Here is a 26,274-nt window from a genome sequence, read left to right as displayed (position 1 = left end):
TTCTTTGAAGACAAAAGCATCATTTTGTAGAGACGTTGCATGCAACGTCTCTACAGCTAAAAAAAGAGGGAAGAGTGTCTTTTTCTCTTCCCCCTTGCTGATTCTGTTGTTTGGCTTTTCCACTTTCTTTCAACTTTTTCCGCAACATTTGCCGTTGCTTCTTCAGTTGTCTGGCTCTGGCGGAACCGCCTTTACCTTTGTCATTTCGCCCTTGACGGCGAGGAGACTCCCAACTCTTGAGTCGTTGTGTCATGATCACCACCTCTGAATCTGAATGGGCGGAGAGAGACTCGAACTCTCACGACCAGAGGTCGCCACATTTTGAGTGTGGTGCGTCTACCAATTTCGCCATCCGCCCTTGGATGCAACCTTTTCATTATAGCCAATAGATGTCGGTTGTAGCAAGGACTGATAAGCTTGAGAACTTGCCCATTGATCAATTTCCCGCGCCCTTAACACGGGGACGGGGTGGCTCAACTGGGCAGTTTGAGCGGATTTGAGCAGTTCTCCCAATTCCGAATTACTGATATCATCATAGGCTCTGGCTTGGGCGATAAAGGCGTCGAGGTTTAGTTGGGGAGCTAGGGTTGGTGAACCGCCAGCGAGTTTCATCAGCACCGACATCACCACTCTGGGATTCTGAGTTGCCAGCAGCGCCGCGCGATCGCAGGAAAATTCCGCACACCTTAACCACTCCAGCATCTGTTCCTGAAGGCTTTGGGCAATTACAGCGCCCCAATTTGGCAGTAAAGACGCCGCTAAAATCATAATGTTGAGCGGTGTCAGATAAACCCCATGCTCACACTTGAGATGTCCCAATTCGTGAGCAATAACCGCCTGAATTTCTTCAGGGGTCAGCATATCGATTAAAGCGGTGTGCAGGACGATAAATGGCTGCTTACCCCGCATGGCAAAGGTATAAGCATTTGGCACGGGATGCTGCTGCACGTATAGTTGAGGGGGTTCTAAATCCAGGGTTTTGCAGGCGTCTAGCAGTAAATTATGCAGGTGGGGTAGCTGATTTTCTCCCACCAAAACACTAGCAGCAATATTATTCAGGTAAAAGAATTGTTCCGCCAAGGGTCCGAGGAGATTTCGCACCATCAAGTCCAGTCCAGGGAACTGCTTCAAGGCTTGGGTGGCTTGGAAATCAAGGGGATGACGGAACTGGTCTGCCTTTAGACCAACTAACAGTGTTTGGGTCATAGGTTATTGGTCATTAGTCATTGGTCTTATGTCATTGGTTGATCGTGAACTACCCGACGCTGATGCTCCGCATACAGCGCTGGGCTTCCCCGCGAAAAGCTAATGACTTTCTCTAGTGTATCGAGAAGCCGAGCCGAAAACGTCGGTTCAGTCGTCGAATCATCTTCGGAAATTACGACAAAACGGTCATCTGAGATACAAAATTCCCTCCGATTTGACCAAGGGCGGATTTTGTTGAGAGGTTAATTATCTCTCCTGAGAGCTGTAGTATGATTTTCCCACACCCCGCACCCGACACCCGACACCCGACACCCGACACCCGACACCCGACACCCGACACCCGACACCCGACACCCGACACCCGACACCCAGCCCCCACGCCCAAGATGCCGTGAAAAGTTACCCATCAGATAACCATTGTTTAACCCGCTTTAAACTATCCCAGTCAGGCTTCCTACTCAGTCCATCCTCAATACTCTCAAAGACATCCTGACGAACTTGAGAATCCGTCGCCATCATCTGCTTAACGGTGTCGATGTGTTTACGCACCCCAGTTTGCCCGGTTTCCAACATCGCTACCGCTAGGTTGACTCGTGCTTGGGGCGCATTGGCATCAATTTTCGTCCCCTTAAGCGCTACTTTATATGCCCGTTCCGCTTGGTCATCCAGCAAATACAACCAAGCCAGACAACTCCAAGCGGCGGCGTTTTTCGGGAAGCGATCGCACAGTTGTTTAAATACAGGAATCAGGGAATCAGGTCCCTCACCCGCGTTGTAGCGTTCTAAGCCACTCTCGAACAGAGAATTAACAGTTTCGGTCATAGATTCAATTTTAGGTTTACCGCGATCTGATTTTAAATGCAGTAGGGGTTTGGATACCAAACCCCTACTCCCGTCCTATTCCCCCGTTTTTAACTAAACGCCAAAGGATTTACCACAGCCACAGGTTTGATTGGCGTTGGGGTTGGTGAATTGGAAGCCTCCCCCAATCATGGCATTGCTGTAATCTAAGACCAAACCGTACAGGTACAGGATGCTTTTGGGATCACATATTATTTTGAAGCCCTCGTAGTCAAACACTTCATCGTTATCCCGTACCTTACTCGGATCTTCAAAATCCATCATGTAAGACATCCCGGAACAGCCCCCCTGACGGACACCAACCCGCAAGTATAGGTCTTGTCCTTGTTGGTCTCGCAGCGCCACAATATGCTTGAGGGCTTGTTCGGTCAGTTGGATTCCTCGTTGCTGTGTTGTTGCTTGTGTCATGAGTATGTTGTAACTCCTGGTTAGGTTAAACTTGGATGACGAACGATTGATGTTCCACGCTTATGGATCAAGTTTATCGAGACTGACCCCTTAACGTGTATTTACCCCATAAAAATTTTCTTGGGAACTCCTTTCTCCAAACAATGAAGCGCAGCCCGGAAGGTATTGCGGTTTAATAGGAGTATCTATTATTGATCATGGCTGACTTGCCATGGTTTTTGCACTTATTGCCAAATACCCTATGTCTGCTCTCAATCGCAATACTCGTCGTCGGCTCAAACGGTTACCCCAAATACCCAGCGTCTGGGAAGGGGATCGCCGTTCTTTAGTGACTGTATCCGATCAGGGTGATTTTGATGCTGAGGGTAATAATGAGTGCATTCTTTGGGTGGATGGCTCAGAAGGAATTGTCCGGGCGATGGATATCGTCTCCTCAGAAATGGGACCTGAAGCGATTGTTCGCACCTTATTGCGAGCCATGGAACATCCCCAAAGTCCGGCTCGACCCGCCCGTCCCTCTAAAATTGTGGTACGCGATCGCGAAGTTCAGTTTTTATTGCGCGGGGTGCTGCAAGAGTTGGAGATTGCGATCGATTATGTCCCTGATTTACCCCTGATTGATGAGTTATTTCGCGGGTTTGAGGAAATTGCCCTCCAGCGCCAGCCGCCGTTACCCCCGAAGTATGCGGATCTATTGATCGGTAAGGCGTATGAGATTTGGCTGGATGCGCCTTGGGATATCTTGGCTGACCATCAGATCCTGAGTGTGGAATTAAATCGCTGGGATGTGGGTGAGTTTTACGTCTCGGTTATGGGGATGCTGGGTGTGGAGTATGGAATTCTGCTCTATCGCTCCTTAGATTCACTGCAACGGTTTCGGGAGTCGGTCGTCAATCAGGAATCGGTTGAGGCGATGGAACAGGCATTTTTGGGACAAGATTGCTTGTTTATTACCTATCAAGCAGCGGATGAGGACTTTGAAGATGATGAGGATGTAGATTTAGCCGATTTATCCGTTGAAGAGATTTTACCGAGTTTTGGTGCGGTGCATCCATTAGAGGGAATGCGCCCCTTCCTGGATGAGGAAGAAGCCCTACTTACCTATATGGCGCTGGAAGCCCTACATCGATTTTTCCAAGGATCATCCCGAAAATTAGCGGCGGATGATTTTCCAGCGATGAACAAGCGCTTCCGCATCCCTATCCCTGTAGATACGGAAGAGGATGATACGGAGTCAAAATCAATCGCGTCTATTAAAGTGTCTACACGACCCGAGGTAGCCTCTGAGTTATGGGAGATGGTGATTGATGATGATATGGATGACGAGGACTGGGATGAGGATGAGGATGAGGAGGAACTGGAACTTCCGCTACGGGATGACTTAATCCCGAAAGATTCCTATCTTAGTTTGGGGATGATGCCCTGGGAGAGTATAGCACTGCTACAGGAGGATATTGATTTTTATCAGTCTCAAGACGCCCCGCCCCTAGGAGAAGGGTTACCTGTGGTGTTAATTCAAACCACTCGCCCAAAAGCCAAAGTGTTAATCGAGCAAATTCAAACAGCCGGGGGACTCAAGGGGATTGGCTTTAACCCTGGAGAAGATCCTCTAGTTGGCGATCGCTATGATTTGGGCATTTTGCAAACAGGAGATAATCATCTATACCTATTTGGTGAGTTTCCCGAAGCTGATCCGACTCATACGGCGAATCGTGAACATTGGGAAAAACGGTGTCTAAAAACGAAGGGCTACTGCGGGTTAATTATCGCCAGAGGACTCAAAGGTGCTTCCCGTGGTAATCCTCAACCCAAGGATATGATGGCATTCTTTGAAGCGCGATCGCTCTCGGTTAAGGAGTTAGGATTAGGTATGTTACAACTTATGCCTGTGTTTGAATTCTAAATTCTGGGGAACAGGAAACAGTATTACAGCTTCCCCTGCTCCCCCTGCTCCCCCTGCTCCCTCGGCTTCCCCTGCACTACAAGACTTATTCAGCAACTCCTAATTGGATCGGGTCGCCCTTTACTCAATCGCTTTTGCCATTATTCTGAATCATTAGTAGAAGCATCTGGCGTATCACCTTGGGGTTCATTCGCTGTATTCTCAGTTGAAGTAATGTCTGAGGTCACATCTGTTTCAGGCAAATCTTCAACCGGAACCGTTGTAGGTTCATACCGATGAATGCGAATTCGGTTCAGGCGGGGTCCTGCGGCGGAGATAACTTTTAACTCTAGATTTTCATAATTTAAGATTTCCCCTTGTAGCGGAATTTTTTGGAACTGATATAATAAAAAACCCGCCAAGGTTTGATATTCATCGGTTACCGGTAAATTTAAATCCAAAAGTTCGTTAACTTCTTCTAAATCCATTTGGGCTTGAACTAAAAAGGTTTGTTCATCCACAATTTGGATCGGTACTTCTTCGGGGCTTTCCGGTTCGGGGTTATCCCCAATAATTTCCGCCACCAAATCCTTCAGCGTCACCAAGCCAGCCGTACCACCAAACTCATCCACCACCATCACCATTGCCAAATGCGATCGCTGCATCAAGGGTAGGAGTTCGCTCAAGGGGGTAAATTCCGGGACAAATCGGGCGGGACGAATCCAGGGTTCAATCGGTGTATCTAAGGTTAATTTTCGCTCCGATAAGGGTTTAGCTAACTCTTTAAAATGGATAATCCCGCGAATATCATCCAGAGATTCCCCCGTTACCGGATAGCGAGAATGATCGGTATTGGCAATTTCTTCTAACACCATTTGCACCGTTGCTGTACTGGAAATGGCATCAATACTGGTGCGTGGAACCATGACCTCAGTTGCCAAAACTTCGCCAAATTCAAAGACATTATTCAGTAACTCTCGTTCTTCGGCTTCTAAACCCGTGGATTCCCGCTCGGTGGTAATAATTAACTGTAACTCTTCCGGAGTCACTTGGTTATTCCACCATCCTCCCGTATATTGCACACCAACCAGCCGTAATAAACAGCGCGTTGATTGGTTCAAAATCCAAATAAACGGATTGAAAAATCGGGCAATCACCAGACTCGGAGGACCCAAAAACCGAGCCAACTCTTCAGAATACAGCAGCGCCACAGATTTCGGGCAGAGTTCACCGAGAACAATTTGCAGATAAGCAATCAGGAAAAATCCCACCGGAATCGCCAGAGAATGAGCCATTCCTTGAACCATCTCTGGGGGTAAAGGCAATTTAGTCAGTACAGCAGCAACGAAAACGGCGACAGTATTCTCGCCAATCCAGCCCAAGGCTAAACTGGATAGAGTAATGCCTAACTGAGTCGTTGAGAGTAGACGCTCAATGCTCTGTTGTAAGGATTGAACGGTCTTCGCTTGCACATCCCCCGCATCAACCAATTGGTTAATCCGCGATCGCCGCACCGAAACCATAGAAAATTCAGCCGTGACAAAGAAAGCATTGATGGCAATCAAGAGCAGGACTAATAATAATCGCAATAGCATGTCCCGGCTGGTAAGGGGAGTAGAAGCACTCGCAGTCAGAAAAATTAAGTGGGCAACCATAAGAACGGTAGCAGGTAACCAGCAAAAGCAGTTCTACTGCTTCTTTGAGCAGATCCACAACGGTACTTCACAGACAGCCTCTTTCTAGGGGACTGTATTGATTGACAAATACCGTTTAACATACAGCGAGCAATAGAACCGAACGTAAGAAAAACATTTGCACTAAACCTGCTGGGAGCATATTACCTTTGTCGGTTGAGTTGAGAGACGTAGGCGGAACCTTCTCGTACTCGCCTAGGAGAACTCGAATAGGAGAACTCGAAGGGTAGAGTAACCCAACATTAGGGTTAACCGTTTAGGTTTGGCGATCGCTCTACCCAACCTACTGGAATTTTATATGCTTTCATGCTTAATGATCCCAACCTGCTCCGTTACCATTTACCTGGCGACAGGGATTTCGGACATTTTCAGCTTCAGCTTTTGATCGGGATAATCAGTTAGGGTTAACGAAAGCGCCTTGGCGTCATCCAGCAATGCTGTAGGAATACTCACCGTACCCGAAAATTCCTCACCATTTGACGGTAATTCTCCCGGTAATCCTTCGGTGATCGCACTCAACGCTCGACCTTTGTCGTCGGTAACATTTAAAAAACTATAAAGAAATCGAACCGGATTATCGCCCTCATTCTTCAAACTAACATCCAGCAACAACGAGCCTCCCTGAAGATTGGCGGAACGAACCTCCAACGTGACCCCCCGATCCTGGCTTTTGAGGGGTAAATTTTGATTTGAGCCACTACTGGTAAACGATGTCTCTGTGTCAAATACATCCGATTCAGACGATTCGTCTTCACCTTCAGATTGCTGATTCTCTGCGGCTGACTCGTCTGGCTTATCCGTCTCAGTCTGGCTCTTTGACTCAGAGTCGTTATTATCGGAATTAGAATCTTCATCCTTGTCTTGGTCATGGATATAGGCATGAACGTTGACCAGGATCTCCCGTTCACTCAACAGCGCAACCTCTTTGTCACCCGGCTCAACCTCCTGGTTATTTGCCAGCTTCTTCGTCGGGCGAACATCGGGCTGAGTCACACCTTTAAGAGCTTCATGACCTAGGGAAAATCCCCACATGGCACTCACAAAGCCGGCACCTAACATCATTGCCAGCAGAATCAGAGTGAGTGCTACAGTCGAGTTGAATTTCATTACTGATTCAAGTTATAGAAGAAGAGTAACACGACTTATGGTTATAGTGCATCGAGACAAGTGACAGCTTACACTAACGCTGGAGGTAATACCCCCGCACCTATCATCAGGTGGGCAAGATTTGTCAAGAATAGCATAAAGCCAGATGACAGCTCACAGACCTTTATACAGCATTATCATAAATCTCAGGACTAGATTACTCCACGGAGCAGTCCTCTCCATTTTAGTTTTTGTCGCCGCGTTGATGTAAAAAAAGTTGATGGCAAATGTTGCATTTAATTAAGACACTGGATCGGCGGCGCGATCGCTATCTGAATCTCCCAGCATCACCATTATTCTCCCTGTGCGGCTTGGCTGCAAATACCCACTCCTTAACAATAGGCAACAAAGCCGATAACATAAACAAGTGCAGTCGTCTGCCCTCTGCCCCGGTATCTCTTTGTACTAGAAGCATTCTTCTCCAATAGGCAATGAGCATCAGGACTAGCTCAACGGTTGCTTCCAACTCCGATTACTATAATATAGAGAGAGACCGATTAACCAGGGTTGGCCGAGCGGTTGAGGCAGCGAACTCATAATTCGCCCTAGGCAGGTTCAACTCCTGCACCCTGGATTTTGTTTTGACATCCTCCCCCGCTCAAGTGGCTTATATGAAGCCGCTACCGTGGTCATGGAGCTTCAAAGAAAAACTCAGTCCCTTCAATTCGGGGGCTGCCTTGGGGTCTAAAGCGAGCCGAGACAGGCAATAACCGCACCGAGGTGTCGAAGGGATTCGGTAAATCCGGAGTACGAATCACTGGATCACTGGCAAACTGTCGGTTTAATGCATCCTCGTAGAGAATATTAATCAATTCGGCATCTCGCTCCAGTTCCAAATCTGGAAATCCCGCACTCCCTATTCCACCCGGACCAATGATATATTCGAGCTGACGCCCAAGACTGCGGTTTTCGTAAAACGTTCCCGATTCATTGAAAAACGCTCGCTCAAATGTGTTTGGAATGGTATCTAGGCGGACTGGTTCAAAGTCTGAGGGTTCGGTTTGTGCCAGTGCTGTGCTAGCTACTACTGTGGACGCCGCAACGACCAAACCCCTGAGCCATATCCTCAACCCCTTATTCATAATTCTTCGCCTCACTTTTCCTCAATCATATTCTGATATTTGAATTCAGTATAGTAGTGATTGGATTTTCACCATCTGACTATCATGGCTGACAACAGTAAACCATTGCTTTCTCTGGATACTTCACCCCAATTAACCCAAGAGCGCCAGTTACTGCTGGATTTATTTTGTCAACTGGCTTATCAAGAGGGCGACTTTGTTCTCTCATCGGGACAGCGCAGTTCCTATTACATTAATGGTAAACAGGTGACACTGCATCCTCAGGGAGGATTAGCGATCGCACAATTGCTACTGTCTCTCCTTCCCCAAGATACTCAAGCTGTTGCAGGTTTAACCTTGGGCGCTGATCCGATTGTCAGCGCCGTGAGTGTGGTGTCAGCTCTAGAAAATCGACCTATTCCCGCTTTAATTATCCGTAAAGAAGCCAAAGGACATGGTACAAGGGCATATATCGAGGGTCCGAATCTGCCAGCCGGAGCCAAGGTTGTGGTGTTAGAAGATGTGGTAACCACGGGAAAATCGGCAATGAAAGCCGTTGAGCGGCTGCGAGAGGCGGGGTATCAAGTGGATCAGGTGCTAGCTTTAGTTGACCGACAGCAAGGCGGTGCTGAGTTTTACCAGTCGGTTGGGTTAGCGTTTCAAGCGGTGTTTACGATTCAGGATATCCAACAACGTTATCAGCAGCGCCTACATCAGTAGAGTTTGCTGAATAAGTAATGCTGTGAGGGGGAAGCGGTGTAGAGACGTGCCATGGCACGTCTGGGAGCTGGGGGAGCGAGTAGAACAAATGACCAGACTTTTCACGGTATTTGGGGCAATGTGTGTAGGGGCGGGTTTCACTACTATCTTTTCGGTTGCATCCAGATGTGACTAAACCCGCCCAGACGCTTCAAAAGCGCGTCTCTACAATAGTTTCTAGACTTCCCGTGAAAAATCTAGAACAAATGACAAATGACAATCATCAAGCCAATCCCTGAGAGACAAAACCTGCCCAATAATAGGGATGAGAAAAAGGCTGCTTCTCCTGCGCCAACAACTGCAAACGCTGCTGTTGTACCTGAATCTTATCCGCTAAATCCCGCCACTTCTGGCACTCAGCTACATCACCCTTAACGTTGGCATCATTCCGCCGAATCATCGCCTGATCATGCTGCTGTTGCAACGACTTGCCAATCTCCCCTTGATAATTCCTGGCAAACTCCTCTCCGGTTAAATTCCGCAGTTTAATCTGCCCCTGCTGCAATGCCTGAGAACGGCTCATCCCCGCCTGACGAAAATTGTAGTAAAAAATCGCTAACAGGGCGCTGGCTAAGTCCTCTACCGACCACTGCGTACTCACCACACTCCTGGCTCCAGCACAGAGAAATCCTGTGGCTAAACTGAGTAAATCATCGGTAAGTTTGTTAACACTAAAATTGACTTCGCAGCAGCAGGCAAAGACATCAGATAAATTGGGCATTCGCCAACCGGGGCTGATGAGTTGACTCAGGGTTAGAGAACCATCCCCTAATACTAAATAAGAGTCTAGGGGTTGTGTGGGATTCGATGTGGCATGATGGCTAGAGTGGAGAATTTGCACCTGTGAGGCTAAGGTTTGATATTCGGTTACTGTCGCCTTGCGCCCTTGCAGGCGTTTGTCAGCAGAAACACCGTAGGATTGGGCAAGGGTTTCGCATTCGTAGCGGCTGAAAAGTAGGTCTTCTGTGGCATCTTCAACAATACCCATTGTCGGCTGATTTGGGATTGGCGGGCGTTGCTGGCAATAGTAGAGAATTTGGCAGCTTGGTACAATCCGAATCCGGAATAAATCGCCTAAATAGGTTGTGGGAGTTACGGTTACTTTGGGTTGAGATTTTTTGCCAATCACTAACCCCCGTGTCTCTCCATATACCCGTGTTTTTCCCTCATTCCCTACGCTTGTAGAGACGTTCCGGTGGAACGTCTCATCCTGGTGGAACGTCTCCATCCTATCAATCGGCAAAGCGGCAAAGGGCATTTGATGTAAACGCAAATGAGGCACAATAATTAATTCCTCAATTCCGGTGAGATATTGAGAAATCAAATCCTTTAACTGCAAACGCTGGGCAAGTTCTTGGAGAAACGTTTCTATGTTTTCTTGCCATTCTTTATTTGCCCAATGATAGGGTATAAACCATTTTTTAGTTATCCAATTCTGGAATGTTTCAAATCCCTGTCCTTGGCAGGTATAGACTTGCGGACTCTGATCCTTAAGTAGGATAAAAATATAGGTATCGTCATTCGTGGTATAGAAACTCAGCAAGGCAGTGGTGTCATTTGGGATTAACTCCTGCATCTGGTTTAACTTCAGATGTTCTACCTCAATTTGTCCCGCTAATACGGGGTCATAACGGCGCAGTTGTTTCCAAATCTGTTGTTTTTGTTCCTCTAATTTCTGAATTTCTGCTTGGTTTGCTGCTAGTGCTTCCCCATCCGGCAATCGACGACTCCCGGTTAATGCTGGCGTCGCTTCTGTTTGAGAACTAAACCGTAGGCTATTAATCCGCTGCTGTAGTTCCTCATAGTCGATTAACAACGCTTGAACTTCTGGAGTAATTTCTGCCCCTGGGTTAAGGACATCACTTGCCATTAATTCGACTAAGCGTTGACAGCGGAAACGTTCAGTATATTCTAAAGCTTTGCCAATTTTCCCGATATTCAGATAAGCTTTCACTATCCTATCATAGACATAAATAGACTCCGCTATAATTTCTTGGCGGCGTTCTTCATCAATAATCCAATTACGGCTTTGTTCGATCGCTTTTATTGCTAATTTATCACCTTGAATTACCAGTTTCCAATCGTGATTATCCCAAGCGATGCTGCCTAAATTTTGGCTAGTATTGAAGCACTTAATTGGCAAGTTATCAGGGGTATAGACAAGCAAGGCTTTATGATAATGTGCGATTGCTTTTTCTATATTATCTGCCCGATTACCCCAAATTTTATGATAGTAGGCATTCCCCAGATTATGTTGAGTCATTGCCCAATCTTGGGGAAAGTCTGACTGGGTATGGACAAGTAAAGCCTTCTGAAAATGTGCGATTGCGTTTTCTATATTCTCTGCCCTATCCCCGCAAATTCTATCACAGTAGGCAGTAGCTAGAGTGTGTTGAGTTATTGCCCAATCATGGGGAAAGTCTGATTGGGTATAGACAAGCAAGGCATTATTACAATAAGTGATAGCACGTTCTATATTCTCTGCCTTATCCCCCCTAATTCTCTTACAGTAGGCAGTAGCTATATCCTTTTGAGTCATTGCCCATTTTTGTGGAAAGTCTGACTGGGTATAGACAAGCAAGGCGTTATGATAATGAGTGATCGCTTCTTCTATATTCTCTACCCTATCCCCGCGAATTCTATCACGGTAAGCAAAAGCCAGATTATTTTGAGTCATTGCCCAATCTTGGGGAAAGTCTGACTGGGTATAGACAAGTAAGGCGTTATGATAATGTGCGATCGCTTCTTCTATATTTTCTGCATTATCCCCACGAATTCTATGATTGTAGGCAAGAGCTAGATTGTTTTGAGTCATTGCCCATTTTTGTGGAAAGTCTGACTGGGTATAGACAAGTAAAGCGTTATGATAATGTGCGATCGCTTCTTCTATATTCTCTACCTTATCCCCCCAAATTCTATGATAGTAGGCAAGAGCCAGATTGTTTTGAGTACCTGCCCATTGTTGGGGAAAGTCGGACTGAGTATAGACAAGTAAGGCATTATGATAATGTGCGATTGCTTCTTCTATATTCTCTGCCTTATCTCCCCGGATTCTATCAGAGTATGTAATAGCTAGATTGTTTTGAGTCATTGCCCATTGTTGGGGAAAGTCTGACTGGGTACGGACAAGTAAGGCGTTATGATAATGTGCGATCGCGTCTTCCAGATTTTTTGCCCGAACCCCCCGAATTCTCTGGTTATAGGCATTGGCTAGATTGTTTTGGATACCTGCCCAATCTTGGGGAAAGTCTGACTGGGTATAGATAAGTAAGGCGTTATGATAATGTGCGATCGCTACTTCTATATTTTCTGCCTTATCCCCGCGAATTCTCTCACAATAGGCAATCGCTAGATTGTTTTGAATAGCTGCCCAAGCTTGGGAAAAATCTGACTGAGTATAGACAAGTAAGGCATTATGAAGATGTGCGATCACCCGTTCTATATTCTCTGCCCTATTCCCGCGAATTCTCTCATAGTAGGCGATAGCCAGATGGTGTTGAGTCATTGCCCATTCTTTGGGAAAATCTGACTGGGTAACAAGAGTAGCAACTGCTTGATACCCAGCAATAGCGATTTCTTTATTACTGGCGATATTTCCAAAGGGAAACTGTATAACTAAATTACTGAAATAGAAAATATGTTTAGCAATAGGTTCGGCTAATTCTGGATCAATTCCCGCTAATTCATTCCTTGCCCATGCCGTTAAAGTATAGGCTAATTTTTCATTGATTTTATCTATGTTTATTAGCAGTAAAATATATATTAATTGAGGATTGTTTTCATCGATCAGTACCTGCAATATAAGCATTAAAAAATCGAGATAGTCTTCGGAGTTTGCATAGGTTAAGTAACTCCCAAGCATTTCGGATAATTCTCCGGCTAAATCGAGTAACCAATTCGCGGCATTCTCATTTCCCGCCTCTGCCATTTGTGCCGCAACTGCTTTCATTACCTGCACGAACTCCTCATCCACTAATTCAGCGTTCGCCTGTAATAAGGAAAGTTCTTCCCCATCGGGACAAGTTAACAGGGATTGAATCAAATTGAGATAGGCAGTCATTCGTTGTTCGTCCATTGGTGTTTATCCTCGGTATTCAGAACGTTTACATAAACAAAATATTGAACAGAAATGATTAAATTTTAGTCGTTTATCCCCCCCTGATCCCCTTTAAAAGCGGGGAGAAATTGAATTCCCGTGTGTCAGAAGGGTTAGAGAAGTATCTACACCTCCACCACCTCAAACGCCTGATAAAACCCCCGCCAATTTTCCTCTCCTTCCAAATTAACCCACAATTGATGCAACCGTTCAGTATCCCAAATCGGTGCAGGTTCCTCCTCATTTGGTTTTAACCAGGGAAACTCTAACCAGCGATTCAGCACAATCCCCAGAAACTCTTCTTTTCCCGTACTATCAAACTTAATCTTATCCTGTTCACAAATTGCCCCAAGCTGAGGCATGAGAATTGTTTCTCCGGTGAGTTGATTCCTTGGCGCAAACGCGGCTGATGGACACATTACATACTGACTCTCACTGCCGCGATTCAGTAATAATAAATGTCCCGCATCACACTCTAAATCAATATGTATCATTAAGGGAATATTCAAGCCAATCACAGGTTGTTCTCGCGTCTTCCCCACAGGAACCACTAATTTTTTATCCCCCGGCTTAACCGGAGTAAATCGAATCCAATCTGCTGGAGAATCCGCCTGCTTTACCAACCCCTGCCAAATCCAATCCAATTGCCATCGGGGAAACTTATCCTCCCACAACCACTGATACACCACCTCCCACGCGCCCTTTTTACCCCGTTGTCGCTGAATTAACGGCGCTGTATTCACGCCATCTTGTGCCATTTCCTCACCAAATACCTCCACCAGCCGCCGAATTACATTTTGTACCGTTGTATTAATTGAGGTTTGACAATGAACCCCATGTAACGGTTCTGTCTGACTCATTTGTTTAGCGATTTCTACATGAGACGGCTGAGATTCGCGACGCTGAAACCGCAGCGGAAAGAAGATGCGTTTTCTGAGATTTTTATCGGTAATATCTCGTGGAAATAACTGCTGGTTGATATCGTGCAGAAAGTTTTGATTGTAATTCATAGTGTTAACCCTCGGTTTTTGACATTTTCACCCTCATCCCCTAACCCGCTTTTATCCCCCTCCCGTCTCCCTTCAAAGCCTAATTTTTTAGGGAAAGTCTAGAAACCTGAATCGGGGCGGGTTTAGTCACATCTGGATGCAACCAAAAAGATAGTAGTGAAACCCGCCCCTACACAATCTCTCACTCAAAACTAGGTTCCCTTGAATGAAGCAAAGGGTCAAAAATTACCTCCCTTCGTTGTGTCACATACCGTTCAAAGTTAGCGGCTTAATCCCTTTTTGTTCCCCTCTTGCTCCCCTCTTGCTCCCCTCTCCCCTTTATTCCCCCCTTTCAAAGGGGGGTTAGGGGGGATGGAGAGGGGCTGGGGGTGAGGGCTGGCTTAAGCTGATGGTGAAGGAGATTGTGGCTTAACTTGACTTAGATAGCAAGCCTTGCGCCCCTACATTTAACGTAGCAAAACCGATGTCAATTGTCAGCAGAAACACAAAAAAAACAAAACCTACTATTTGCAGCTATTTCCAATTATTTCCGACTATTTATAAACCATTTCCCCCTATTGACAGACAATTATAGTAATCGCCATAGCGGTTAAGACGCATCATTTAGTAGAGACGTTGCATGCAACGTCTGGAACAACAGTTCGTTTGTCCTAATCGATGTGTCTACTGCTATAACTGCAATTTACCACCACACCAATCAATCAAATAACTTTTTCTAACTATTTACTTCCAGTTTTCAATCTATTTATTCCATCGCCAGACTAGACCTCATAAGCCTAAATCCAAAGAGGTCAAACCATGAAATCCCCAACATCCAAAACCTGGAAAAAGAAACTCTGGCTATTAGCCGAATTCCTAATTCCTAACCTCATCGGCTGGTTATTCAAATCCAACCTAGAACCCGGAGTCAGTCTGTGCTTCCTACTGTGGAATTGGCTAATGGATGAACAGACGCAATCCGATGAACACCAACGCCGCAAATCCTGGCTCATGTTCTTAATTCTGTCTGGTATGGTGTTAGCGATATCCTTCAGTTTTCCTGCTTCCTCTGTAGATTGTGAGACATCCATTAACCCTCAAATTGGTCACGATTTATAGTAGAAGGCAGAAGGTAGAAGGGAATAGGAGTGCGAGCGGTTCGCCTACTTCTTACTGTTGTACAATTGACGGCTTTTTACTAATTAACCAATAGGTTTTCATCTTACCCTTGCCTTTAACCCGGATAAACCCCCGTTCGACTAACTCATACTTGTCTCGCAAGCGCTGATACGTTATCTCAGTCACCTGAATTTTGTCCGGTTGACCGCGAGATTCCATGCGACTAGCGATATTCACCGCGTCACCCCAAATGTCATAGCTAAACTTAGTTGTGCCAATGACGCCAGCAATAACGACTCCAGTGTTAATCCCAATCCGCAAACGAAAATTCTTACCCGTTGAGGTATTGATTTGTTCAAGGCTTTGTTGCATATCCAGTGCCATTTGCGCGATCGCATCGACATGGTTACTCTGAGGAGTAGGCAGTCCACCAACCACCATATAAGCATCCCCAATGGTCTTAATTTTTTCCAAACCATGCTTTTGTGCCAATCGATCAAACGTAGAAACGATCATATTGAGCAAGCTAACCAGTTCTTGGGGAGAAATCTGACCCGCTAGTTGAGTGAACTTTACCAAGTCGGCAAATAAAATTGTCACATCTTCATGTTTCTGGGCGATTAATCCTGGCTCATGTTGCAACTGCTTGGCAATGGGTTGGGGCAAAATATTGAGTAATAAGTTCTCAACTTTTTGCTTTTCCCGTTTTAAAGCCGCATCGGTTTGCTTGCGTTGGGTAATGTCATGAAAGAAAACCGAGAGTCCTTCATAGGAGGGAAAAGCCCGCACTTCAAACCAGCATCTGATCGGTGGGTAGAAGGCTTCAAAGGTGACAGGAGTCTGTTGATCCATTGCTTTGTGATATTGCCGATCAAATTTTGAACCCACCGCATCGGGAAAAGTGTCCCAGATATTCTGACGCAGTAATTCTTCAGGTTGGCGCTGTAAAATTTGAGCGCCGACTTGATTAACGTAGGTAAATCGCCATTGTCTATCCAAGGCAAAAAACCCATCAGTCATGCTTTCCAGGAGTTCGACGACTTGCTGATCTGAGACACGCTGTTTGGCTTCGACTTCCCGGCGTCGAGCAATTTGGCGATTTAACCGAGTTATATTCAACCGTAGTTCCATTTGGTTAATCACCTGACGGCTGAGGGCTTGTAGGGCGTTGATCTGTTGCGGTGTGAGATCGTGAGGAATCTGGTCAATCACACACAGGGTTCCCAGGGGAAAACCATCTTCAGTTACTAAAGGAGCGCCCGCATAGAATCGGATATTCGGATCAGACGTTACCAGAGGGTTCCCGGCAAACCGCTCGTCTTCTAAGGCATTGGGTACAACCATGATATCTTCCGGATTCAGAATAGCATGAGCGCAAAATGCCTGGTCTCTGGGTGTTTCTTGCGCCTCGATGCCAACTTTTGACTTAAACCACTGGCGATTTTGATCAATCAGGCTAATCAGGGCGATGGGAGTCCCACAGATGTGCGAGGCTAACATCGTCATGTCATCAAAGTCTTGTTCGGGCAATGTATCAAGGATGTTGTATCCCTGAAGAGCCTTGAGCCTTTCTGCTTCGTTGCCAGGTAAGGGTGCCGCTTGCATCGGGGGTGGAGTAGAGGAGGACTGATGCGGCTGATGCGATCGCAGCGACGCGATCGTGTTATATAAACCTTTACCGAGTTTTGCCAGCCATCTGATGATACTGACAATTCCTCTAGTCAGATTTTTTTTTAACCTTCTACGTTGACGATTCGATTTAAACAAGGGTTAACGGTCTAGAGATGCGGCACAATAAATAGTAGCTACCCTGATATTGATGAACTGACACAGCTTTAAGCATGATGATTCATAACTTGCTAGTCACTATTTTGACCGAAACCCCGAAAGAATGGATAAGTCTTAAGTCTTAATTATAACAAATGAAAAAGGTGGGCATCACCCACCCTTTTGTTCTATGTGTTATAATTCAAGGCTAACTTTGCTTAACAGGTTCTTTGGCTAAGAACTTCTCCAATTCGGTCAACGCATCCGCATCAACCTTGGTTTGCATCGGGCAGAACTTGGGTCCACACATTGAACAGAATTCAGCCGTTTTATAGATATCTGCTGGCAACGTTTCGTCGTGATATTCTTTTGCCCGGTCGGGGTCTAGTGACAACTCAAACTGGCGATTCCAGTCGAAGTTATAACGGGCGCGGGAGAGTTCATCATCTCGGTCTCGTGCGCCGGGACGTTGGCGTCCAATATCAGCAGCATGGGCAGCAATTTTATAGGCAATTAAGCCATTTCGCACATCTTCAGCATCCGGTAGTCCTAAGTGTTCTTTCGGCGTCACATAGCACAGCATCGCTGTCCCATACCACCCCGCCATAGCTGCCCCGATCGCAGACGTGATATGGTCATAACCGGGAGCAATATCAGTCACCAAAGGTCCTAACACATAGAACGGTGCTTCGGAACACTCTTCCATCTGCTTCTTGACATTAAACTCAATTTGATCCATCGGCACATGACCGGGACCTTCCACCATCACTTGCACATCATGTTCCCAAGCGCGACGAGTCAGTTGTCCCAGGGTTTTCAGTTCGGCTAGTTGCGCTTCGTCAGAGGCGTCATGAGTACAACCTGGACGCAGGGAATCACCTAAACTGAACGAGACATCGTACTTCTTGAAAATCTCGATAATATCGTCGAAGTGGGTATAGAGAGGATTCTGCTTATGATGGTGCAGCATCCACTTCGCCAGGATACCGCCACCGCGAGAGACAATCCCGGTGAGGCGATTTCTCACCAAGGGTAGATGTTCGATTAGAAGTCCCGCGTGAATCGTTTGGTAATCAACACCCTGCTGGGCATGTTTCTCAATAATCTGGAGAAAATCATCCGGGGTCAGGTTTTCTATCGTACCGTGAACGCTTTCCAGGGCTTGATACACGGGTACCGTACCAATCGGTACAGGGGAAGCGTTGATAATCGCGGTGCGGATTTCATCCAGGTTTCCGCCCCCGGTGGATAAATCCATCACGGTATCCGCGCCATATTTAACCGCTAGGTTCAACTTAGCGACTTCTTCGTCAATATTAGACGAATTGGGAGACGCACCGATATTGGCATTAACTTTACACTTAGAGGCGATGCCGATCGCCATCGGTTCTAAGTTGGTATGGTTAATATTGGCGGGAATAATCAAGCGCCCCCGCGCCACTTCATCCCGAATCAATTCTGGCGAAAGGTTTTCCCGCCTTGCGACATAATCCATTTCCTCAGTAATCAGACCTTGGCGGGCGTAGTGCATTTGTGTAACATTACCCTGTCCTTGCCGCTTGGCGACCCATTCTGATCTCATATTTAGATTCCTTTTAATAAACCGCTTCCCTCCGCTGGTCTTAACCAGTCTCAGGTTCTCAGGGTGTAATCTCAGCCTGGTTGCTCAGGCACCCCTAGCTTTAGTTGTTCATCGTACCACTAGGCTTGGGTGAGAGGATAAAGCTTTATAAAAGTTTACGTTTGTAGTGACTTGGCACACCTACATAGATAAACCTTAACCCGTAGTGGACTGACACAGCTAAAATTGTGGAATAGATTTGACGTTTAAACCGGGCGCAAGCCTTGCGCCCCTACAATTCTAATCCACCAAATAAGGTGTGCCACAACAGTAGGGTGGGTTAGGCGGTACTCAACCCACGGAAACGAACCATTGAATGATCTATCCGCCGTAACCCACCAAGTTATCCTTGATTCCTAAATCTCAAATCCAAGAGGGTGCTATGTTTATTTTCAATTAAGGGTTACAGTATTTATGAAATTGGTGATTAATTGCCGATTTATTCTATTTTAGCTGTGTCAATTCCGTCGGTGGGGTTGATGTATGTTACCTAACAAAAGCTAGGGCTAAGGTTCCCTTACTACGAACTACGCACGAACCCCAAGTTGTTAAAATCGCTTCATCTCTTTGTCGAATAATTCCTGAATTTTCTGCGAATCCGATACTAATGTTCCCCGTTCATCCCGGAATGTGCGGTTGGGATCTCCCTTAAATGACAGCCAGTTAAAACTGGTGACAATAGCAAACTTGGAGTCAGATACAGCAGTTTGCTCTGCTATGCGGTACATTGTCGATCCCCCTAAATCCCCCTTAAAAAGGGGGACTTTTATTTACTGTACTTTATTACAGCGCAAAGCGCTGTATAAGGATTTTGGCGTGGGTATCGCCCAAACGCTTGAGACAAAAGTTATCGTACTGCTGCTCTAAGTTTTTTATCGCTTTTTCTGCTTTTTTGTCGCGGGTTTTCTGATTGTCATCTGCTCCTAAGCCATATCCAATAAAAACCTTGACTCCCCGTTTGAGAAGTTTCTCTAACTGTTGAATTAACCACTTATTTGTCGCTTTTTGTCGAATCCAGGGTGAAATAATTAAAAGACGTTCTTGACTATCTCGGAGCGCCTGTTCGAGCAAAGGGCGATGTTCGTACACCTCTAACCAACGAATCGGAACAGCATTGAGTTGAGCCTGGAGTTGTTCTATTTCCTGGTTAGCGGCTTGAAGTTGTTGCTCAAGTTCTCTCTTTTCGTGATCCGTCTGGGTTTGTTCAAGACTCTGGCGAGTCGTTTCAATAGTATCGCGAACCGAAGTTACCTTTTCTTTTATGTTCTCCACTTCAACGAGTGGAGCTTGAGCCACAAATTCACGTCCTAAAATATCCTCAGCTAATGTCTTGAATTCGCTGTCCTTAAGATTTTCTAGGATACGGAGTTTCTTCGCACCATTAGCACGAGCAAAAGCTTGTTCATGCTCAGAGGATAGCCTACCATCAATAGCAAAAGCAACCTGCACCTCATTGCTATCTTTGGCTTTATAGATTAGGGCTAATGCGGGTTGAAAAAATCGCTGTCGGCGCTCAATAGCTTTTAAACCCAGAATATCTTGTTCTCGCGATCGCGTTCTTTTCTTCTCCTTTTCTACTTGACTAATAATTTTGTCTACATCCGTTAGTTTAATGTCCGATAATTCTGGAGTTTTTGCCGGAAAAGCTGGAATTTCCATCATTCCTTGCTGACGCAAATCTCTGGGACGTAGCAAATTTATTTCTAATCGTCCATACCAGCGTACATACCTTAATAGTCCATCAAAGTTAATCGGAAAAGTGCGCTCTTCGGGGACAATTATTTGGGCTTCCTTGAGCGTTCGTTCTCCTTTTTTAGTCAGCTTCCAAACTTGCATCGCAGCGTCTTCTGGAGCGATGAGGTCGATAGTTTCGTTCAACCGTAGCTCAATCATGGCTTCTCTAAGGATAGATGGTTCTAAACCCAGAAATCCAGCGATATCCTGTTCTGAGGATAACCCAGTATGAATAGCTTTTAAAACATATTCTTCTATGGGAGGAATCGGCTTCCGAATTTGAGTCAGAGCTTGAACCGTTATTTTATAAACAGGTAAACCCACTTCTTTATAGCTAACCAAATCAAAGCCAGCTCGATTATCGTAGCGACGAGCGATTTGTTCCGGATCATCTTGTTCTGGGCAAATTAAGAAGTCATATTTCGGGACATTCATTACTCAGCCTCCTTGAGAGAACAATAGTCTGGGTAACGCTCAACATAATCCACAACTAGACTAAGAGGATTATGGCGTGAGGTTTTTCGACAGAAGAGATGATCGCCGACAATAACTAAACCAACTTTTCCTCTAGATAACGCCACATTCAGCCGCTCAGATTCCCGGAGAAAACCCATGTCACCCTTTTTATTAGAACGAGTCACCGAGTAGACAGCAATATCAGCTTCGCGCCCTTGAAATGCATCAACAGTATTGCACTCAATTGTCAGTGCTGACAACTTATCTAATTCTGAAGCTAGGTAACGATTGAGTAATTTTAGCTGTGCTGAGTATCCGGTTAATACAGCAATGCTGTAGTTAGTTGGAACATTGATTGCCATCTGATTGAGTTGTTGGAGCAATTTAATAATAACATTTACTTCACAGACATTGTTATAGCTAGGATTAGCATGCTGTTCGTGAAAATTAGGAAGGTTCGCCGTCGTAAACCAAGTTACTGGTTTAGGGATAACAGAGTTTAGATTGGCATCTATATCAGTTCTTGCACTTTCAATTTTACCTTCATAAAAGCACTGACTGACTAACTCGCCAATCGGTTTAACCATGCGATGTTGAATCGTCAACATCTTGCGGTTAACTTCGGGAAGCATTCTCAAGAGATAATCAAATAACGTTTCCTTGATATCCTCTTGATTCAGATCATAGTTGTTGAGAAATTCAGTATTTCGACTCGCTTCATCTTGAAACGGTGGAAGTTGTTTAGGATCACCAACCAGAATCCAGCGTCGCGATCGCGCCAAGGGAACCAACGCTTCTGTCGCCGTCGCTTTGGAGGCTTCATCGACAATACACAAGTCAAATTCGATATCCTGAATGTCTCTGGGAATCCCGATACAGGTTCCCGCCACGACTTGCGATCGCTTAATTAAAGGAGCCGTAAATGTCTCATTGCGACCAAACTGATTAAACCATTCTGTCTGAATACTCAGCATTTTTTGCAGCATCTTCGCATCAGAACTGTTGGCGTCATCAATTAAGATGCTTGCATAACCTTCCAGATCCTCAACTGACATTTTTAATAGTTCATCATCTTCAATTTTACTTAACTCATGTAAGCGTTTAGCTGTTTTCTTTTGCTCATCGCGAGCCAGTTTTGACTGCTGACGCAAACGGTCAATTTCTTCGACAATATTTTGAACTTCATCTACCCTGTCTCTAGGTATTCTTTCTGTCGCTAGTGAGTTTTGATTGTTCGGATTGTAGGCATTAGGGCAAATCTCATCTAAATCTTGCTGCCAAATTTTCATTTCTTCTTTCAGAGTCTTAAGCTTCATGGCTATATTTTTTAACTCTTGAAACAGACTTGACATTTCACTGTAATCGGCAGAAATACCGCGTTGCGCTGACCAATTAGCAATGAACTGTTGTCCCTTAGCAATAACGTCCTTTCTCCACTGATTCATCTGTTCATCTAGCAGAAGCAAATGAACCTTTTCTGATACCCGTTCATGGTTGCCAATCCGCACCAATTTTAAATTAGGATTTTCCGCTTGAATCCGTTCGAGGGCGTTATCGAGGGCGACATGAGTCTGGGAACTGAGCAGAATTCGCGCATCAGGGTTTTGCTGAATCGTTTGCAGGATAACTTCTGTAATAAATGTTGTTTTTCCTGTACCGGGTGGACCTTGAACAATCAGAAAATCCTGAGTCGAGAGTGCCGCTTTAACTACTTCCTGCTGCGACAAATTGAGGGATTGAATAAACGGTATAGTTCTATCTAAATTTGGAGAACAAGCTTGTTGGGGATTAACCAGTAAATTGCGTAAATCTGCCCGAACTGCACGGTCAAATCGCACAGCATCCAAAGCCGCTTTCTGACGATTTAGGGCAACTTCAGCCGCATGACTATCAAAGCGTAGTTCTCCTGATTTTGGTAATCGTTCAGGCTTTACATATCTAATGTATAGGGTTAATTGATCATCCTTTATTTCTTCAACATCTCCCCGAAGTACGCTATAGCCATTGGCAGTCTTGACATGACGAGGTTGTCCAGTAATATCTTCATCTGGAAGGGATTCTATTTCAAAGACAATGCGATTACCCTCATCAGTAAAGCTCTTATACCGAATCGGTGTCTCGCGTTTTTCTTCCCAATCTGTCTTGGCTCTAAGAATATCACCCCATATCCGAAATAAGCGTTGCTTGTCTTCTTCAGCTTTTCGCTGTTTTAGGTTAGCTGCGTGTTCTTCTACAGCAAGTTGAAGTTCGCGAATAACGTCCTCGGCGTTTGATAACACTAGAGGTTTACCAAACTTAAATTCATAAGGTGGTTCCCAGGAACGCTCCCGATTTTGTTCGAGTATAGCGCTCGAAAAAGATTGAGCGTTGATGATAACTAGATGTTCTCGCTCTACTGCTATATGATATCTATAGGAAACGCCAAATATAGAGTAGTAACCTGCGGGGAATTCTTCTTCAGGACTGGCGGCATTAAATTTTCTGTAGCGAGTGATGCCGCAAGCTGTATTGAGATCCTCTAAAATAATATCCTGGATTTCATTTTCAGAGGCATTTAGTTCATTTTGTAAATTGTCCAGAGCAGTTCGAGTCAGTTTTAAGTAGCAAGTCAGCGTCTTCGTCAACCCAGTTTGGGTTTGGGTTCTTTGAATGGCTTGGAGTTGTGCTAGGAGAACCTCGGCGTTTTGTGGACGTTCTGCGGGATCAAGGGAAACAGCACGCTCGATAATGTCAATAATTGACTCTGGCGCATTCAAGGCTGCGATCGCCTCAGGAATGCTATCGTAATTGATATCTACAGTTGTTAGGCACTTGAGTACCAAAACGCCGAAGCTGAAGACATCGCGAGTGTAGGTATAAGAACCGTCATCCTCCTCTGGCGGCGTGAAGGGACGAGAAACAAACTCTCTGAGTGTTACACTAGGTTGCAGGTAGCTTTTGAGCTTAGAAATGCCAAAGTCAGCAAGTTTTGGCTTGCCATCACTACCAACTAAAATGTTACTGGGTTTGATATCTCGGTGAACACAACCACGATTATGAGAGAACGCCAAAGCTTCGAGTATCGGTAAAGCTACCGCCTGCCAAAATGAGTTCCAGCCATCCGGCGGAGATTCTTTCAGAAGTGCAGTTAAATCCTTTTCCATCCACTCCAGAACCAGGAAATGATGACCCGTCTTTTCATCTTTACCTGAGTCGAGGAGTTCTACGATTGCGGGATGCTTCAATTCCTGGAGGGCTTTAGTTTCGCGCCTAAAGGATTCGGCGATGATTTCCTCCTCTATATTCCTTTGTGTGAATAACTTTACCGCAACCCGTCGTTCCTCATCATCCTCTAAATCTCTTGCTCGATAAACATCAGCCATCCCTCCGGAGAGAGGATTGGGAGATATAGCATATCGATTATTGATGAGGCGAGGTGACATGATTGATTTGCCCCTAATTGTTTACACTGATGAGTAGCACTTCTACCAGTTTGGCACACAATCAGGAGTAGAGACGTTGCATGCAACGTCTCTACAAATTTGATGCAATGCTGTATCCGTGTTTAAACCCGTTGACTGGACAGTTGGTATACCAGCAAGCACTCTTACAGCAGTTTGCTCTGCTATGCGGTACATTTTCGATCCCCCTAAATCCCCCTTAAAAAGGGGGACTTTGATCTACTGTACTTTATTACAGAATTAAGCGCTGTATCACCACTGGAACTCAAGTCAGGGGGAGATTTCCTCTGGATGGAGCCAGTGTTAGAGAGGTGCGTTATCGTTTAGATGACGGTAACATAACTAGCTATATTGTCTACGATGACAATGGACGGGCGATTAAGCGAGTAGACTTGACAGGTAAAGCTCATGCAGGAATACCAACGCCCCATGTGGTTGAATACAAACAGAACCAAAATCCCGCCGGAGATATTTTTGTGCAAGCTGAAAAAACAGTTCGACCGGCTAGAGCCGACGAGATACCTTAGAAATTATGGAAACCCAACGCCTATCCTTAAATACAGATAAGATGAGCAATTTCCAGCAGTGGAAACAAGCCAATGGCGATGATTTCTCACTCTGGGATTATCTTGGTGGAGTCGCTAATATTGAAGTGGCTTTAGCCTTCACCAAACTCTTTTTACCTGACGTTGTTGAACATGAGGGCGGTATATTTTTATTGGAAACCTTCCATCTAGAAACATATAAACAGTGGCAAGCAAAGCTCGCCGATGATCTTGCCGCCATTGAACAGGTAATGAACCATCAGCACATTGATGATTTGCTTCCTGGTTCAGAATGTGTTGGAATCGATAACTTATTTTATTTGGGACAACTGATCAAACAAATGTGGGCAAATCATCTCAAGTCACTGTATCCCCAGCGTAGTTTTAAGGTTTCTTGTGATAGAGATGAATACACCGTGGTTGTCACCTTCCATCAGATGTTATCTCGGAATAACAATCAACACCTCGGCTTTGCTCGGTGTTGACCCTTCGACTTCGCTCAGGGTCAACGTGTTCGCGGGAGTACACACCCTCAGCGCAAGCAGTTTACGTATTTTTGCGGAGACGCTCAACACCCACCCTTTAAATTTCCGTAAAACAACGATGGTTGAATTGTCTGTCTCTTTCGACAATAGGGTCAAGATTACTGATTAAATATCAAGCCCTGTTAGAGGACACCTTAACACAGGTGTTGGTTTATTCATCATGACAACTCAATCAATTAATGTTCGCGGAATGGAATTATTGATGGCGTACTCCCAAAATCCGTCAATTGAGTTACGTAACCAGCTTGTCCGGTTAAATAGTGGATTGGTGAAGAAAATTGCCTATCGAGTTAGCCAGCAATGTAGCGAACCTTATGACGATTTGGTACAACTTGGCTATCTGGGTTTGATTCGGGCGATTGAACGGTTCAAGCCAGATCAAGGGTATGCTTTTAGTTCCTTTGCTGTGCCATTTATTCGCGGCGAGATGCTACATTTTCTTAGAGATAAAGGACATATCGTCAAGATTCCTCGCCGTTGGCAAGAACTTCAGCAAGAGGGACAGCGCGTCAGTAAACGGTTAACCGCCACGTTGGGACGTTTACCCAAAGAGTCGGAAATTGCCCAAGCGTTGAATATTTCTATGCAAGAATGGCAGGAGAGTAAATTAGCCTCGAAAAATCGCTTACCCTTGAGTTTAGATTTGACGGTGGGTCATCATGTCGATCATCCGGTCACGTTGGGTGATATGCTACCGGATAGTTATGACCAAACCTTGCAGCACTGGGAAGAAGACCGACAGCAGTTACAAGGTGCGATCGCACAACTGGAAACTAAAACCCAAGCGGCGATTGAGTTTGTCTTTTTCCGAGATCTCCCCCGTAAAGAAGCCGCTAAACACATTGGTGTTAGTCCGATGACGGTAACGCGACACCTACAACGGGGGATTAATGAATTGGTGTCTTTACTACAGCCGCAAACACCAGAACGTCTCGCCAGTTAGAA

At 45.4% G+C, this 26,274-nt stretch carries 22 protein-coding genes, 2 tRNA genes and 1 riboswitch; of the genes, 7 read left to right on the top strand and 17 right to left on the bottom strand.

Annotation, left to right across the window (positions count from 1 at the left end):
• Positions 1-19: 19 nt before the first annotated feature.
• The 6 genes from RIC07_RS01150 to RIC07_RS01125 all read right to left on the bottom strand — a co-directional run bounded on the left by RIC07_RS01150 (position 20) and on the right by RIC07_RS01125 (position 2,475).
• Positions 20-253 (bottom strand): hypothetical protein, encoded by a 234-nt coding sequence (locus RIC07_RS01150; protein ID WP_446392905.1) that lies wholly within the window; start codon positions 251-253, stop codon positions 20-22.
• Positions 254-275: 22 nt separating this feature from the next.
• Positions 276-358: transfer RNA gene (locus RIC07_RS01145), tRNA-Leu, on the bottom strand.
• Complete coding sequence (locus tag RIC07_RS01140; RefSeq protein ID WP_446384060.1) at positions 337-1,206, bottom strand: M48 family metallopeptidase; 870 nt, start codon at positions 1,204-1,206, stop codon at positions 337-339. The genes RIC07_RS01145 and RIC07_RS01140 overlap by 22 nt, the downstream gene beginning before the upstream one ends.
• 242 nt (positions 1,207-1,448) lie before the next feature.
• Complete coding sequence (locus RIC07_RS01135) at positions 1,449-1,613, bottom strand: hypothetical protein (RefSeq protein ID WP_446392904.1); 165 nt, start codon at positions 1,611-1,613, stop codon at positions 1,449-1,451.
• Positions 1,606-2,028, bottom strand: a complete 423-nt coding sequence (locus RIC07_RS01130) for a tetratricopeptide repeat protein (RefSeq protein WP_446392903.1) — start codon at positions 2,026-2,028, stop codon at positions 1,606-1,608. The genes RIC07_RS01135 and RIC07_RS01130 overlap by 8 nt, the downstream gene beginning before the upstream one ends.
• A gap of 93 nt (positions 2,029-2,121) precedes the next feature.
• Positions 2,122-2,475 carry a HesB/IscA family protein gene (locus tag RIC07_RS01125; protein ID WP_446357802.1) on the bottom strand — a complete coding sequence of 118 codons (354 nt, stop codon included), beginning with the start codon at positions 2,473-2,475 and terminating at the stop codon, positions 2,122-2,124.
• 241 nt (positions 2,476-2,716) lie between these two features.
• Here RIC07_RS01125 and RIC07_RS01120 point away from each other — a divergent pair, with 241 nt between their 5' ends.
• Complete coding sequence (locus RIC07_RS01120; protein ID WP_446392902.1) at positions 2,717-4,378, top strand: DUF6930 domain-containing protein; 1,662 nt, start codon at positions 2,717-2,719, stop codon at positions 4,376-4,378.
• Here RIC07_RS01120 and RIC07_RS01115 read toward each other — a convergent pair.
• The 3 genes from RIC07_RS01115 to RIC07_RS01105 all read right to left on the bottom strand — a co-directional run bounded on the left by RIC07_RS01115 (position 4,349) and on the right by RIC07_RS01105 (position 7,158).
• Positions 4,349-4,474, bottom strand: coding sequence for a hypothetical protein (locus RIC07_RS01115; protein WP_446392901.1), 126 nt, complete (start codon positions 4,472-4,474; stop codon positions 4,349-4,351). The two genes, RIC07_RS01120 and RIC07_RS01115, sit on opposite strands and share 30 nt — an antisense overlap.
• Positions 4,475-4,518: 44 nt before the next feature.
• Positions 4,519-6,012 (bottom strand): hemolysin family protein, encoded by a 1,494-nt coding sequence (locus tag RIC07_RS01110; protein ID WP_446392900.1) that lies wholly within the window; start codon positions 6,010-6,012, stop codon positions 4,519-4,521.
• Positions 6,013-6,390: 378 nt separating this feature from the next.
• Complete coding sequence (locus RIC07_RS01105) at positions 6,391-7,158, bottom strand: hypothetical protein (RefSeq protein WP_006099199.1); 768 nt, start codon at positions 7,156-7,158, stop codon at positions 6,391-6,393.
• A 540-nt stretch (positions 7,159-7,698) separates the two neighbouring features.
• Between RIC07_RS01105 and RIC07_RS01100 the strand changes: the two genes are divergently transcribed.
• Positions 7,699-7,771, top strand: a tRNA-Ile gene (locus RIC07_RS01100).
• 55 nt (positions 7,772-7,826) lie between these two features.
• Here RIC07_RS01100 and RIC07_RS01095 read toward each other — a convergent pair.
• Complete coding sequence (locus tag RIC07_RS01095; protein ID WP_446392899.1) at positions 7,827-8,279, bottom strand: hypothetical protein; 453 nt, start codon at positions 8,277-8,279, stop codon at positions 7,827-7,829.
• An 84-nt stretch (positions 8,280-8,363) separates the two neighbouring features.
• On the opposite strand from RIC07_RS01095, the gene pyrE reads away from it, so the two are divergent.
• Positions 8,364-8,978: an orotate phosphoribosyltransferase gene (gene pyrE, locus RIC07_RS01090; protein WP_446392898.1), complete on the top strand. Its 615-nt coding sequence runs from the start codon at positions 8,364-8,366 to the stop codon at positions 8,976-8,978.
• A 262-nt stretch (positions 8,979-9,240) separates the two neighbouring features.
• Here pyrE and RIC07_RS01085 read toward each other — a convergent pair whose 3' ends face one another.
• Together RIC07_RS01085 and RIC07_RS01080 are read right to left on the bottom strand one after the other, a co-directional pair.
• Positions 9,241-13,092 (bottom strand): CHAT domain-containing protein, encoded by a 3,852-nt coding sequence (locus RIC07_RS01085; RefSeq protein WP_446392897.1) that lies wholly within the window; start codon positions 13,090-13,092, stop codon positions 9,241-9,243.
• 146 nt (positions 13,093-13,238) lie between these two features.
• Complete coding sequence (locus RIC07_RS01080; RefSeq protein ID WP_446392896.1) at positions 13,239-14,123, bottom strand: hypothetical protein; 885 nt, start codon at positions 14,121-14,123, stop codon at positions 13,239-13,241.
• Positions 14,124-14,921: 798 nt separating this feature from the next.
• Here RIC07_RS01080 and RIC07_RS01075 point away from each other — a divergent pair.
• A complete protein-coding gene (locus RIC07_RS01075) occupies positions 14,922-15,221 on the top strand; it encodes a hypothetical protein (protein WP_446392895.1) in 300 nt (99 codons plus the stop codon).
• 51 nt (positions 15,222-15,272) lie between these two features.
• On the opposite strand, the gene RIC07_RS01070 is transcribed toward RIC07_RS01075, so the two are convergent.
• The 5 genes from RIC07_RS01070 to RIC07_RS01050 all read right to left on the bottom strand — a co-directional run bounded on the left by RIC07_RS01070 (position 15,273) and on the right by RIC07_RS01050 (position 24,221).
• Positions 15,273-16,988: an adenylate/guanylate cyclase domain-containing protein gene (locus RIC07_RS01070; RefSeq protein WP_446392894.1), complete on the bottom strand. Its 1,716-nt coding sequence runs from the start codon at positions 16,986-16,988 to the stop codon at positions 15,273-15,275.
• A 208-nt stretch (positions 16,989-17,196) separates the two neighbouring features.
• Complete coding sequence (gene thiC, locus RIC07_RS01065; protein WP_446392893.1) at positions 17,197-18,570, bottom strand: phosphomethylpyrimidine synthase; 1,374 nt, start codon at positions 18,568-18,570, stop codon at positions 17,197-17,199.
• Positions 18,571-18,579: 9 nt separating this feature from the next.
• Positions 18,580-18,676, bottom strand: a riboswitch (TPP riboswitch).
• A gap of 481 nt (positions 18,677-19,157) precedes the next feature.
• On the bottom strand, positions 19,158-19,337 hold the full coding sequence (locus RIC07_RS01060) for a hypothetical protein (protein ID WP_446392892.1): 180 nt from the start codon (positions 19,335-19,337) through the stop codon (positions 19,158-19,160).
• Between the two features lie 55 nt (positions 19,338-19,392).
• Positions 19,393-20,778, bottom strand: a complete 1,386-nt coding sequence (locus RIC07_RS01055) for a phospholipase D-like domain-containing protein (protein WP_446392891.1) — start codon at positions 20,776-20,778, stop codon at positions 19,393-19,395.
• The gene (locus RIC07_RS01050) at positions 20,778-24,221 is read right to left on the bottom strand and encodes an AAA domain-containing protein (protein ID WP_446392890.1); all 3,444 of its coding nucleotides are present in this window, start codon (positions 24,219-24,221) and stop codon (positions 20,778-20,780) included. The genes RIC07_RS01055 and RIC07_RS01050 overlap by 1 nt, the downstream gene beginning before the upstream one ends.
• Before the next feature lie 257 nt (positions 24,222-24,478).
• Between RIC07_RS01050 and RIC07_RS01045 the strand changes: the two genes are divergently transcribed.
• From RIC07_RS01045 to RIC07_RS01035, 3 genes are all read left to right on the top strand, one after another.
• Positions 24,479-24,766 carry a polymorphic toxin type 24 domain-containing protein gene (locus tag RIC07_RS01045; RefSeq protein WP_446392975.1) on the top strand — a complete coding sequence of 96 codons (288 nt, stop codon included), beginning with the start codon at positions 24,479-24,481 and terminating at the stop codon, positions 24,764-24,766.
• A 5-nt stretch (positions 24,767-24,771) separates the two neighbouring features.
• Positions 24,772-25,269, top strand: a complete 498-nt coding sequence (locus RIC07_RS01040) for a hypothetical protein (RefSeq protein WP_446392889.1) — start codon at positions 24,772-24,774, stop codon at positions 25,267-25,269.
• 220 nt (positions 25,270-25,489) lie between these two features.
• Positions 25,490-26,272, top strand: coding sequence for an RNA polymerase sigma factor SigF (locus tag RIC07_RS01035; protein WP_446392888.1), 783 nt, complete (start codon positions 25,490-25,492; stop codon positions 26,270-26,272).
• The last annotated feature ends 2 nt before the right edge of the window (positions 26,273-26,274 follow it).

The sequence above is a fragment of the Coleofasciculus sp. E1-EBD-02 genome, assembly GCF_040218245.1.
Lineage (GTDB): Bacteria > Cyanobacteriota > Cyanobacteriia > Cyanobacteriales > Coleofasciculaceae > Coleofasciculus.
Note: the sequence above shows the minus strand (reverse complement) of the source record. Positions and strands in the feature narration are given on the sequence as shown.